General features: G+C 44.8%; 9 protein-coding genes and 1 riboswitch. Of the genes, 2 read left to right on the forward strand and 7 right to left on the reverse strand.

Features of this window, described 5'->3' with window-relative positions:
- The 4 genes from ACRCZA_RS13255 to ACRCZA_RS13270 all read right to left on the reverse strand — a co-directional run.
- On the reverse strand, window positions 1-990 hold a 990-nt coding region (locus ACRCZA_RS13255), incomplete at its 3' end, for a hypothetical protein (protein WP_438674892.1).
- 83 nt (window positions 991-1073) lie between these two features.
- A riboswitch (cyclic di-GMP riboswitch) is annotated at window positions 1074-1161 on the reverse strand.
- Window positions 1162-1529: 368 nt separating this feature from the next.
- Window positions 1530-4565, reverse strand: a complete 3036-nt coding sequence (locus ACRCZA_RS13260; RefSeq protein ID WP_438674893.1) for an efflux RND transporter permease subunit — start codon at window positions 4563-4565, stop codon at window positions 1530-1532.
- Complete coding sequence (locus tag ACRCZA_RS13265) at window positions 4562-5644, reverse strand: efflux RND transporter periplasmic adaptor subunit (RefSeq protein WP_438674894.1); 1083 nt, start codon at window positions 5642-5644, stop codon at window positions 4562-4564. The genes ACRCZA_RS13260 and ACRCZA_RS13265 overlap by 4 nt, the downstream gene beginning before the upstream one ends.
- An 820-nt stretch (window positions 5645-6464) precedes the next feature.
- Window positions 6465-7490 carry a GGDEF domain-containing protein gene (locus ACRCZA_RS13270; RefSeq protein WP_438674895.1) on the reverse strand — a complete coding sequence of 342 codons (1026 nt, stop codon included), beginning with the start codon at window positions 7488-7490 and terminating at the stop codon, window positions 6465-6467.
- 159 nt (window positions 7491-7649) lie between these two features.
- Between ACRCZA_RS13270 and ACRCZA_RS13275 the strand changes: the two genes are divergently transcribed.
- Entirely contained in the window at window positions 7650-9272 is a 1623-nt protein-coding gene (locus ACRCZA_RS13275; RefSeq protein ID WP_438674896.1) for a M28 family metallopeptidase, read from the forward strand.
- Window positions 9273-9468: 196 nt separating this feature from the next.
- On the opposite strand, the gene ACRCZA_RS13280 is transcribed toward ACRCZA_RS13275, so the two are convergent.
- The gene (locus tag ACRCZA_RS13280; RefSeq protein ID WP_438674897.1) at window positions 9469-10479 is read right to left on the reverse strand and encodes an ATP-grasp domain-containing protein; all 1011 of its coding nucleotides are present in this window, start codon (window positions 10477-10479) and stop codon (window positions 9469-9471) included.
- A 20-nt stretch (window positions 10480-10499) separates the two neighbouring features.
- Window positions 10500-10943 carry a DUF413 domain-containing protein gene (locus ACRCZA_RS13285; protein WP_438674898.1) on the reverse strand — a complete coding sequence of 148 codons (444 nt, stop codon included), beginning with the start codon at window positions 10941-10943 and terminating at the stop codon, window positions 10500-10502.
- A gap of 108 nt (window positions 10944-11051) precedes the next feature.
- Here ACRCZA_RS13285 and hdfR point away from each other — a divergent pair, with 108 nt between their 5' ends.
- A complete protein-coding gene (gene hdfR / locus ACRCZA_RS13290; RefSeq protein WP_438674899.1) occupies window positions 11052-11906 on the forward strand; it encodes an HTH-type transcriptional regulator HdfR in 855 nt (284 codons plus the stop codon).
- Between the two features lie 77 nt (window positions 11907-11983).
- Here the strand turns inward: hdfR and ACRCZA_RS13295 are convergent, their stop codons facing one another.
- A complete protein-coding gene (locus tag ACRCZA_RS13295; RefSeq protein ID WP_438674900.1) occupies window positions 11984-12355 on the reverse strand; it encodes a diacylglycerol kinase in 372 nt (123 codons plus the stop codon).
- Between the last annotated feature and the right edge of the window lie 403 nt (window positions 12356-12758).

Consider the following 12758-nt stretch of genomic DNA (forward strand, 5'->3'; position numbering starts at 1 on the left):
GGGCGAGAGCATGCTCTCACGGCTGATAAGCTCACCCTCTTGATATACTTCTACCCATAATTGGTTGATATCTTGAGCTTTATGACTCAAAAGCAGCATGGCTTCACGGTGCATCACCACATCTGGGGTGTTTAATTCATCGTTACCAAAAGGCGCGGTTAAGCTGTGGCTTTGCATCAGAGATACGTGCGCTTCAATTTCACCCTCGAGGTGATTGAGGTTACGAATGCCATCATGGAAGCCGGCTTTGCTTGCCTCGGTGGTGAAGCTGATGGGCTCAAGTGTCACACAGTCAGTGGTGTTACACGCCTCGATAGTCAGTTGATAATCGGTCTGTGCCTCTAGGTTACCGAGGTAAAACTCTGGGGCCGTGGCAGTGAAGTGCTGCGTTGCTTGAGTATTGCCAACTTGAGTACTGCCAACTTGGCTAAGCCTAAGTTGATATTGATTGCCGGCGGCATGGCCTTGCCAAGTTATCGTGGCACCGACATCAAATATGCCTGATACCTTAACGTCGCTAATATTAGGGGCGCCGAGGCATTCCGTATTTTCAAAGCGCATTATCCGCTCATCGGTGAAACTCGGGTGCGGAAAATATTCAATAAAGCAGCCGATGACATCGGAGCTCATGCTGCCAAATTCATCATGAATGAAATAAAAGCCATTATTATCATTTATCACGATGTCCCATTTATCATCTAAAAACGGAAATGCAGCATAGTATGGTGCCCGCGCATTATCGCCATAGGGGAAGGGGAATTTAGGGTAGTGATTGTCGTGCAATTCAAAACGTTGATTATTATGGATGATATAGCGTTTGTTATTTTCAACGATCACACCATCATTCGCCATCGACCGTTGCTTCATACTGTTAATCGTGCTGAAGGTGAGTTCTGATGCTTGCTGCATGGTGATTTGAGCGTTAGCCGTGAGTGGCAATAACGCCGTGGCGATAAGTGCCGCCACAGGGGTAAATCGAGTTTTAAACATACATTTTCCTTATTGATATCATTAATTCAATAAGGCAACACGCGTCAACGAGACCCATCACCCGAAGTGACGGATCTGATACCAATGGCATCCCCGCTATCATAGGTACTATCGCCCCTTAGACCGGTGGTTTTGCGTCCCAGCTTTTCAACTGGTTTGCCTTTTTCAATGTGCAGTATTTTTTTCTGCAGTGGGAATATAGGTGTAACAGTGAATGAATGCAATTATAAGTGCCTAAATTGTTTGGTTTTTTAAGCAAAAATCAAACAGCAAGCACATCATAACCCCAATTTGCTCCCTCAAATCGCAAGGAGGATAAATGTTTAACAAGGGCCACATAAGATTCAACATCACCATCGCGTAGCCAGAGTGACTTGTGGATTGATGTTTTATTTTGGCCGTGAGTTAATCCGAGTTCTGTCGTCGGCGAGTTGTTAGGGCGAGTCATGTGCCGTAGGCGAGTTAGGTGGCACAGGTGAGATATTTTTATTAATAATAGCTTGTTATGCAAAATGGGAGCCCGAAGGCTCCCGTTAAGATTATCTTTGGATTTTAAATAACACGGCATAGAGTAAGGGGATCACAATGAGTGTCAGCGCTGTAGCAAACAGCAAACCAAACATAATTGTGACAGCCATGCTCTTAAAGAAGGGATCTAAGAGCAGGGGAGCTACACCCATAATCGTGGTTGCAGCACCTAATACCACCGGTTTTGCACGGCTTAAGGCTGCACCTACCACGGCATCAAAGGGGGCCGTACCTTCTCGAATATCATTATCTGCCTGATCAACTAGCACAATGGCATTTTTTACCATCATGCCAATTAAACTTAAAAAGCCTAAGATGGCCATAAATTCAAAGGGGGTTTGAAATATCACTAGCCCAACGACTACACCAATAACAGCCAGTGGTACGGTCATCCAAATAACGATGGGTTGTTTAAATGCATTAAACATAAAAATCACCGCTAAGATCATTGCCGCAAATCCATAAGGCGCAGAAATGGCAATCCCTTCGTTGGCATCGTTTGAAGCTTTATATTCGCCATACCAGGTCAACTGATAGCCATCAGGTAATGGGATTTGCTCGATTTTATGCCTAATACTATTGAATGCATCACTGGATAACATGCCCGGTGCAGGATCGGCTTGTGTGAGGATAGTCGGGATCCGGTTAATTTTACGGATTAATGAGTCTTCCCATTCGAGGCCAACATCAGAAACAAATTGACTCATCGGGACGAAAGCCTGACTTTGCTCACTGTATACGCTGACATTTTCAATCACCCTATCATGTCTTCGCTCATTTTCAGGAGCGGTGACCACCACAGGAATCAGATCGTCGTTCTGGCGGAACTGCGCAATTTGGCGGCCATTTAATGATTGAGCAATGGCTTGATTAAGCTCTTTAGCAGTTAATCCTTGTTGCTGCATAATTTCTGGTAGGTAATGGGGTTTGATAACTGGGATTTGTTGGCGCCAATCATCTTGAACCGCTATCAGATTTTTATCCGCGTTCATGAGTGCTTTCGCTTCTTCAGCAAGCGCTCTGAGTACTTTAGGATCAGGCCCCGAGAAGCCCGCTTCAATTTTTTTACCGCCGCCACGGCCAAGCATAAATTTCCAGACTTTGATCGAAGCATCTGGAAACTCTTGCGATAATTCAGTTTGTAATACGTCGACTAATGTATCGATGTTTTTGTAATCATCCACATCAATTAACAGTTGGCCATAGGCTGAATTTCTTGGCTCGGGTGCATAACTTAACATAAACCTTAAGCCACCACTGCCAATGAATGAAGTCACATTGGTAATATGTTCCTTCTGCTTAACAAACTGGCTCATGTTTACCATCATATGGCCGGTTTTATTGATATCAGTGCCTTGGGGTAAAAATGCATCTACGACAAATTGAGCTCTTTGTGATTCTGGCATAAACCCGGGAGGTATGCGGCCCATATTAGCCACGGCGATCACTAATAATCCGAGCAATACCGCGCCAGAGATGAGTCGATTGCGTAAAACTAAGATAAGTATTTTGTGATAAAAAACTAAGATACGACTTTCTTTCGCGGTTGTTTTGCTATTATCAACGGTCAAAAATTGATAGCACAACAGCGGGGTAATTGTGATAGCAAATAACCAACTTAAAAACATCGAATAGCAAATTACCCAGAATAAAGAACCTGCATATTCTCCCATATCACTTGGGGATAAACCGATGGCGCTAAAGGCCAGTATACCCACAACAGTACCGCCCAGTAGTGGCCAAATAGTTGAATCTACAACCTCATTTATTGCGGTAAGTTTGTCTTCTCCTTGTTGTAGTCGTACTAATACGCCATCGGTTACCACAATGGCATTATCGACTAACATACCAAGCGCAATAATTAAGGCGCCAAGTGATATCCGTTGCATCGCAATATCATCAATTAACATAATAATTAATGTACCCGCGACGGTTAATAATAAAACAAACCCAATAATGATGCCTGATCTGACTCCCATAAAGATTAATAACACAACAAATACAATTACGACTGCCGCAATCAGATTATCGACAAAGTTGGCGACAGATGCTCTCACAGAATCAGATTGTATTGAGATTTCATTGAGTTCCATGCCGTAGGGGCGCTGAGATTCCAGTTGGGCTAAACGCTGTTTGACGGCGTCCCCCATTTCAACCACATTGCCACCTGAGACATTCGAAATACCTAAGCCAATAGCATGTTGACCATTGTATGTCATTAACACGCTGGCGGGTTCTTTATATCCTTGATATATATTCGCTATCTGTTTGAGTTGTAGTAAGTTATTACTGGTACTGATGCCTATTTTTAGCCTTTTTAAGTCCTCAATCTTCAGTACGGTATTATTTGGGAGCACTGGAATGCGCATACCATCGAGTTCAATGTCTCCAGCTAAGGTCACTAATGTTTGGTTTTTCAGTGTTTGATATACCTGTTCAAGGCTTACACCATATTGTTGCAAACGTTCTGAAGAGAGCTCAATAAAGATTTGTTCTGATTTTGTGCCTAACGTCGCTGTCTTCGCGACACCTTTTACTAAAGCCAATTCCTTCTGTAAAAATTTTACATAGTCATTGAGTTGTTTATCGGTATAACCAGGGCCTGTAATGGCATAGAAGAGGGCATAAACATCGGCAAAGTCATCATTGACAAATGAAGGTCCGGCACCGTTGGGTAAATTCCTTTGTGCATCGGATACTTTTCGGCGCAGTTTATCCCAAACTTGGTCTAGTTCTGCTTTGGTTTTCGAAAATTCAAGTTTGATTTCAACGGTAACCTCTGAACTCCCTTGTTTCGAAATAGATTTAACTTCTTTGAGTTCTTGTAAAGACTGCACGGCAGTTTCAATCACTTCAGTGACTTCATCTGCGACTTCAACGGCCGAGGCGCCTGGATAGGGAGTCATAATCACCGCTTGGCGAATAATAAATTCAGGATCTTCGAATCGACCTAGCCCCTTGTAGCTAATAAAACCTCCAAGTAATAATAGAAATATCATAACCCAAAGGCTATTCCTTTTCTTTATCGAATAGGCTGCAATGTTCATTTGCTTACTCCATCAGCATCAAGTGGTCTAACAAGATCGCCATCTTTTAACGCATTTACGCCAGCAATAATGATTCTATCCTTGGGCGTCAAACCATTATTAACAACAATTCTATCACCCAGTAACGTACCTGTTTCTATATATTGCTTTAAGACTTTATTGTTGGCATCAACAATCCAGACATATTTCTTCCCCATGTTGTCAGGAATAATCGCGCTAATTGGGATTGAAATATTGATGGCAGTTGCATCATCTGTCTGTGGCGATACCGTAATTGACATGCCTGGTAATACATTTTGATTTTTTAAATCTGAAAATGCTAAGACAACACTGTATGTTTGTGTTGACTTTTCTGCATCGAGCGTAAAATAGCGATAATAGAGTGGAAATTTAACATTGTTAATACCTTCGACTTCGCCAACCGCATTTATATTTCGGCTACCTTCAGCAAAAAGTTTAGAAGGAACATCGATTACCGCCTCTAAATTATTTAGATTTTGTAATATAAAGAGTGGTTGATTAGGTTGGATGACAGAAAATTCATTAACCAGTTTTTTTGTAATGACCCCGGAAAAGGGGGCGGTGATTTTTGTATATTCCAGTGTCTCTTGGGCGGTGTTGTATTTATTTTTGGCCAAGTCACGTTCTGTTTTGAGTTTCTCTAAATCACTTTTGGATATCGCTTGGGTTGAGTTAAAAATAGTTAGCCCTCGTTGGTAGTCTGACTCTGCTCTGTCGTACTGCGTTTTGGACGATTTTAACGCGATTTTCTGTTCCGTATTATCGAGTTCGGCTAATAGCTGACCTTGGCTCACGGTTGAGCCTTCTTGTAAGTAAATTTTGACGATTTTTCCCGATGTTTTAAAAGAAAGCTCAGCTCTCTGGGACGCTCTGACTGTGCCAGTAAAACTCAATCCTGAAATGTCAGAGGCCGTAATTTCTTCAATCATTGCTGGCCGGGAAAACGAGATATCAGTCGCGACGGGTTCGGTAGGTTGCTCGCAGCCACTGATCGCGGTTGTCAATGCGATGATAAGTATTGATTTAGCGTGGAGCTTTTTACTGGTAAATGTACGCATAATTTATCCTAATTGCTTTTAAATTAATTGGTTACATCATGTTCTCTGCTTGATAGATATTTAGCGATGATGTTGTAAAGATGTTTATTTGCGTTGTTAAAGTCAGACATAATAGAAAAAGCACTGATATATGATAGGTGGTTTCATTCGATCAATCTTCACTATTATCGTTGCTGAGACGCTGCTCATTAAAATTAACATAGCACGACATTCGTTTTCGCCATACACGAGGTAAATGTGATGTGTGATGCCAACATTGTAATTGCTTTTTGCAGGTGAGATATTGCGGTGATTTCCATGTTGGGATTTGAACGATAACATCGGCACAATGAGTTTGCCATTTTTATCATTCGCGAATTCCCGAGGGTTTATTAGCGAGCGCAAATATTCTATATGAGAAGGAATGCAGACTATTTCGTCACGGCTCCGGAGTGATATGGCGCTTGCTGACGTTTAAATTACCAATCGCATTACCCATCATGCACTATGGGTGCTCATATAATGGGTTCTTTAGCGTCAATGAGGCGATAACAGTTAAGGCTCTTGTAAAATGTGGTCTAGGGCAAGAGTTGGGCGATACACAGATAATCTGAAATCGACAGTGTTAAGCTGGCGCGGCAGTGTAAGGTATTAAGGCGCGGATTAACCCCATATAGAGATGGTTGGAGAAAAGAAGCGGAGAGCCTGTCAGCCATCAGAGTTTATTGCGAGTGAAAGGCGTTTTGCATTTTACTGTAATGCCGCAAAATGCCTTCTCGTTTTGCTGACGGTTGAGCAAATCCTGCTAATCTTCTCAACCATCGCCATTGATTTACTCGATTTAACCATTGATGGGCATGACGCGATTACGGCCGAGACGTTTAGCCTCATAGAGCAATTTATCTGCTTGTTCAATTAGTTGAATACTGGTTTGTTTGGCTTGCCACTGAGCAACTCCAAAGGAGGCGCTGATATGGTCAACGCGCTTATCGCTTTTGCGATCTTTTAGTGTGAGCTTTTCTATCCCTCTACGCATCGATTCTGCCAATTGTCTGGCGATCCGTAATTGGCTCTTGGGGATGATAATGACAAATTCTTCGCCTCCAAATCGGTACAGCTTACAGCCCTCTCGGCAAAATTCTTGCAGACGTTTGGCAACGGCCCGTAGTACTTGATCGCCTAACTGGTGTCCATAGCTGTCGTTAAACACTTTAAAGTGGTCAATATCAGCCAAAATAATACAACAGCCTTCAGGGGCTTGGCTTAACACGCCGCTGAAATCGTCATCGAAGGCCCGCCGATTTAGGCAACCGGTGAGCGCATCATAGAGGACGTCTTTTTCTGTCTGTTGCAGCTTGTGTTTCAGGGCATCGATCTCCGTTTGTGCCCTTTGGAGTTGCTCTGAAAAAAAGACGGTATTGGCGCGAATATGGTCAGACTCTTTGACTAAGTTGCGCACCAAATCCAGCACTTGTTCAATCGTAACGCCTTCATCTTCAATGCGATTGAGCTTGGCTAAGTTATGCTCAAACCGGGATTGGAATTGGGTGGTGTCAGCCTGGGTATCCTTAAGCGACTGGGATAATTCGCAGACCATGGCATCGAGATTTTGGCGCATTTCGCGCACATCTAGCTCCACGCTATCGGCAATGTATTGACGATAGAGTAACTCGCTATTAATGGGCGGACAGGTGTTATATTGGGCGACTAGGGTGTCGAGATGTTGATTTAGCTCTGGCAATTGTTCATCAACATAGGCGTACCATAACGCATAGTTAGTGGGAGTGGTGGGGATCCGATGTTTGAGCATCAGCGGAACCGCTTTTTTTAAATTTTGCGCAGCAATTTGTAATGATTCTTGTGACATGCAGTGCCCTAATCAATAAAACGACCCATAAACCCCTTGGCAGAACGCTTGGTGCGATTCAGGTTATCCTAAAATCACGCAGTTCACCGTTGAGGCATCCCTCATCTTGGGATCACAATATGGGGGGAATATGGTAGAGTTTATCCTTAAAAGTAAATAATGATAATAACTTGGGATAAACTCGTGAAAAATTTCATCCTTGCCAGTGGCCTTGGCGCCATCTTGTCCCTGCCGGCGATCGCGACGCCCTCTGTGATGCCGCAGTTGGATTTAACCCAGTATCGTACCGATGTAAAAACCTTAGCCAGCGACGCTTTTGGTGGACGGGCGCCTTTATCTGAGGGCGAAACATTGACGATAACCTATCTTGAACAAGCCTTTAAAGAGATGGGGCTACTGCCCGGTTTTGGTGAGAGCTATTTGCAGGCCGTACCACTGGCACAAATCACTGCCGATCCGAATATGCAGCTTGATATCGCGGGGATGACCTTTGCCAATGGCAGTGAGTTTACCGCCAGAACCCAACGGCTTGTCGAGACAATGACTCTCGATAATAGTGATGTTGTATTTGTGGGTTATGGGATAAATGCGCCTGAATATCAGTGGAATGACTATCAAGGTGTCGATGTAAAAGGTAAGACCGTCATCGTGTTAGTCAATGATCCTGGCTTTGCTACGCAAGATCCACAGATCTTTAAGGGCAATGCCATGACTTACTATGGTCGCTGGACCTACAAGTACGAAGAGGCAGCTCGCCAAGGCGCTAAGGCCGTCTTTATTGTGCACGAAACCGCACCCGCGGCCTATGGTTGGGAAGTGGTGCAAAACTCTAATACCGGCACTAAATTTGCCTTGGTCGATGCAGATCGAAATCAAGATCAGCTTGGTGTGATGGGCTGGATCCAACATAGTGTTGCCCAAAAAATCTTTGCCAAAGCGGGATTGGATTTTGATACCGTCAAACAGCAGGCAGCACAACGGCATTTTAAGTCGATGCCATTGAAATTGCAGGCACAGTTGAGCTTAAAAAATCATATTGAGCGAGCCCAGTCCCATAATGTGGCGGCAATATTGCCTGGCAGCACTCGCCCAGAAGAAGTGGTGATGATGCACGCGCATTGGGATCATCTCGGGACGGTGCTGGAAAATGGTCAGCCCGAAATTATTAACGGCGCGGTGGATAACGCCAGTGGGGTGGCGGGGGTGCTGGCCCTTGCGAGGTACTTTAAGCAACAGTCATTGAACGCCCCATTAGCGCGCTCGATTGTGTTTAGTGCCTTTACCGCCGAAGAAACCGGCTTGTTGGGGGCGCAACATTTTGCCAAGCATCCCAGTGTACCGACCCACAATATGGTGGCGTTTTTAAACATCGATGGCATGAATATGGGGCAAGGTGTCGATTATATCCTGCGATATGGTGAGGGCGTCTCGGAACTTGAACAGGATTTAGCTCTTGCCGCTAAGGCTCAGGGGCGGGTCGTTAAAGCGGATCCGCGGCCACAACATGGGTTAATGTTTCGCTCTGATCATTTTGCCTTAGCTCAGCAAGGGGTGCCGGGATTGTTATTTATGAGCCTTGGGGATACGGATCCTGATTATATTGCTCATAAATATCATCGTGGTGCAGATGATTATGATCCTAACTGGTCACTTGAAGGTGTACGCCAAGATCTTGCTTTAATGGCGGCTATTTTGGCCAATTTAGCCAATAGTAATAACTGGCCGCGGTGGCTAGAAGATTCTGATTTTAAAGCAAAACGTGAGCAAGCCGGGCGTGAATGAGTTTGATGGCTCAAGCTGTGAGTGAGTTAAAACGCGAGGCACAGGAAAGCGGTCTGACACATCGACACTGCTGGCTGGTATTGGCCGCGGGCTTAGCGCGTTAGGCGCAATATTGCCGCTGGGTGTTTAAAAAAGGGGAGAAAGCACACGCTTTCTCCCCCCCCTGTGATTTTGCTGAACGCTTTTCGCTGGCAGATTACGACTGAGGATCACTCGTCGCAGTGGCGTTACTCCCAGCAGTGTCTTTATTTGACTCTGAGCTTGTGGTCGTTAACATCTTTGGGCTACTAGGCTCATCTTTATTAAACATTCCTAGGCGAATGCGGATAAAGTGCAAAATTTGCGCGGCAATATCGACATTCAAGCAAGATTCTAAGCCCTCGAATCCGGGGGATGAATTGGCTTCACAAATTTTGTAGTGGCCGTTATCAAAGAGTAAATCGATACCCGCAACATCCAGATCGAGAATATTGGCCGTTTGCGTCGCAAGCCACTCAATTTCTGGTGTAATGGCAAAAGGACGCGCTGAGCCACCGGCACTTACGTTTGCTTTAAAGCTGTCTTCTTGGCCACGTCGCTCATAGCAACCGACCACACGACCACCGATAGTAAACACGCGTAAATCACGGCCATGGCTGTTAGAGATAAACTCTTGCAAAATAATATTGGCATTTTTATTGGTCGCTTCGATGAGTTGCATTAAATCATCAAACTCCCGTGCCTTATGGGATAAAAAGACGCCGCTACCTTGCGAGCCCGATAAGGTTTTTATCACCACCGGAAAGCCTAAATGCCGCTCAACCAGTTCAATGTCAACGGGAAATTTAACCAACATGGTTTTGGGCGTCGGCAAATTCTTCTCGGCCAACAATTGTTGGGAGAAGAGTTTGTCTTTGACAATCTCAATCGCTTTAGAAGGATTAAGGCAATACACCCCAAGACGCTCTAAATGGCGAATAATCGCGAGGGCAAAATAGGTGGTGCCTGAGCCCATGCGTGGGATGATAAAGTCAGGCAACTCAACAGCTTGCCCGTTCAGCAAAATACTCTTGTTATCTTCTCTCGTGACCGTTAAGTCAAATTCATCAGGTGCGTAAACTTCTAACTCTATGTTGTCTGCCTTCGCAGCTTCCAGTAGACGCTCGATTTCATACAATTCAGGTTTTAGCTGAGTCGCGGTTTCTTTATATAAGATCCAGCCACGCATTTAATCGCAAACCTTAATTTTCATTCTTTATCCTCGGGTTCAGGTTCTTCCTGAACATCATCAATATCATCATCAAATACGACTTCTGGCTCGCTTTCCGTTTTGGCCGCTGGCAGATGGACGGTACCAACCACGGCATAAAAGGGTTTACCTAGGGCGAGTTTGCGGTACTTTACCCAGATCTGCTCCAACAAGCTACTGGGTGTGCGATTTCCTTTGATGACGTCGACAAATTGCGTTTCATCTGGGGTGGCGGGCAGTACTTTGCCTTCCGCCAAGTTTTTCATCGCATAACCATGTAATTCAAGGAGTTCGGCTTCTCTACTGGTGAAATCACCGCTGCGCTTAAAACCTTTGGGAAAATTGACGTCATCATAGAAACGTTTGTGTGATACAAAACTGGCCGCTGAGCCGTTAACCGTCTCAGAACCCTTGCTAGCGTTTGAAATAGACTGTTCAGACATGGCAGTAACCTTTTGGTTTTTGATAGACAAACATTTGCAACAGGAGTATTGGCTAGTATTATTGATTTATAAATCAAAAAAATTTGCCAATGATGGTCAAGAATTTTTATGGATACCGATTTACTTAAGACTTTTCTCGAGGTTTCCCGTACGCGCCATTTTGGTAAAGCGGCCGAAAATCTTTATCTTACTCGCAGTGCCGTGAGTTTTCGGGTTAAACAACTTGAGAGTATTCTGGGGGTGGCGCTGTTTGAGCGTCAACGTAATAACATTCAGCCTACGCCAGCGGGTGAGCGCATGTTAGGCCATGCAGAGGCGGTGTTAACTGCATGGGAGCGAGCCAAGCAGGATGTTTCCCTCAGCCAATTACAGTCAACTCAGTTGGCCATTGGAGCGGCGCCCAATATTTGGGATGCTTATCTGCAGGGGTATTTGCAGCATTTGCATGTTGGCTTACCGGGCGTGGCATTGCGCACGGAGATCTTGCCAGCGGCGGTGATGACCCGCCAATTGATGGATAGAACCTTAGATATCGCCATTTCCTTTGAGCCACCGACACTGGAGCAATTTGAATTAGTCCAGCTCGGGCAAATTCATTTAGTCTTGGTTTCTAGCTTGCCAGACATGCAGCTGAATGCTGTGGTGCCGGGGCAGTATGTCAAAGTTGACTGGGGCACCGCCTTTAATATTATTCATGCCCAAGAATACGCCGCCTTGCCAGTGCCGACCTTGCATACGAGTTCGGCCCGAATCGCCTTGGATTTTATTTTACATAACGGAGGCTGTGCATTTTTGCCCGAGCATTTAGTGCAAAGTTTACTTCATCAGCGGCAGTTGCACCTTGTGGCTGGGGCTCAGGCAATTTCACGGCGAGTTTATGCGGCCTATTGGACTGAAAACGATCGTCTTGAACAGATAAAGCAGGCGATTAATTTTTTAATTGATGATCCGCAAAAAAGCTAAGCCGCTGTGCTAAAGACATCTTAACAAAACGCCTTTCAGCTTAGGGATGAAAGGTGTTTTGTTATCTTGATGGTGAATTAAAAAAATACTGGCGTGAGGATAGTTAACCACGTAATGCCACATAACAGCAGGCTTAGAAATACCGCTGCAGAAGCGATATCTTTGGCTTGGCCGCTTAAAGGGTGGATTTCACTGCCGACGCGGTCGACGACGGCTTCAATTGCCGAGTTGAGCAGTTCAACAATCAAGACAATAAACAGGGTGAAGATCAGTAATAATCGCTCTACGGTGCTGATCTCCACGAAGAGGGCGATAGGGAGCAGCAGTACTGTCAGTATGAGTTCTTGTCTAAAGGCGGCCTCGTGGATCCAGGCCGCTTTCAACCCTTTAATTGAAAAGCCTGTGGCCCGAAAGATGCGTTTGATACCGTGATTGTTAGCAGGCTTCATAGTCTGTCCATGGTTGGGCGATAAATCGCAGCGGTTGACCTGTGCACATTAATTTAAAATGTGATTGTTTTTCAATCAGTTCTGTGCAGGTGAATGAATTAATCCAGTATAACCCGATAAATACAGGGGATAAATAGTCAGAACGGTAATTCAGGTTGCCCTGACGCTCTTAGTGAAGGGCGCGGTATCGGATGATTTGTTGAATTATACGACACAGGGCTAAGGTGACTCGCGAAGGCTGTCATTTGATTCTACACTCTGACGTCAAACCACAGGGACTTTTGGGGCAAGGGAATGGCTCAACGCAACGGACTTACGGTATTCAAGGATGGCGACCGACTTCAGCTGATACATGGTGAGCCCCGACAGGTTGGTAATCAGTGCAAAGTCAGCCTCATGGTAT

This window comes from Shewanella sp., assembly GCF_051658185.1.
Classification (GTDB): domain Bacteria; phylum Pseudomonadota; class Gammaproteobacteria; order Enterobacterales; family Shewanellaceae; genus Shewanella.

Coding starts and splice junctions, on each gene's coding strand:
- ACRCZA_RS13260 (WP_438674893.1), bottom strand. CDS start 4,565: ATGAACATTGCAGCCTATTCGATAAAGAAAAGGAATAGCCTTTGGGTT.
- ACRCZA_RS13265 (WP_438674894.1), bottom strand. CDS start 5,644: ATGCGTACATTTACCAGTAAAAAGCTCCACGCTAAATCAATACTTATC.
- ACRCZA_RS13270 (WP_438674895.1), bottom strand. CDS start 7,490: ATGTCACAAGAATCATTACAAATTGCTGCGCAAAATTTAAAAAAAGCG.
- ACRCZA_RS13275 (WP_438674896.1), top strand. CDS start 7,650: ATGATAATAACTTGGGATAAACTCGTGAAAAATTTCATCCTTGCCAGT.
- ACRCZA_RS13280 (WP_438674897.1), bottom strand. CDS start 10,479: ATGCGTGGCTGGATCTTATATAAAGAAACCGCGACTCAGCTAAAACCT.
- ACRCZA_RS13285 (WP_438674898.1), bottom strand. CDS start 10,943: ATGTCTGAACAGTCTATTTCAAACGCTAGCAAGGGTTCTGAGACGGTT.
- hdfR (WP_438674899.1), top strand. CDS start 11,052: ATGGATACCGATTTACTTAAGACTTTTCTCGAGGTTTCCCGTACGCGC.
- ACRCZA_RS13295 (WP_438674900.1), bottom strand. CDS start 12,355: ATGAAGCCTGCTAACAATCACGGTATCAAACGCATCTTTCGGGCCACA.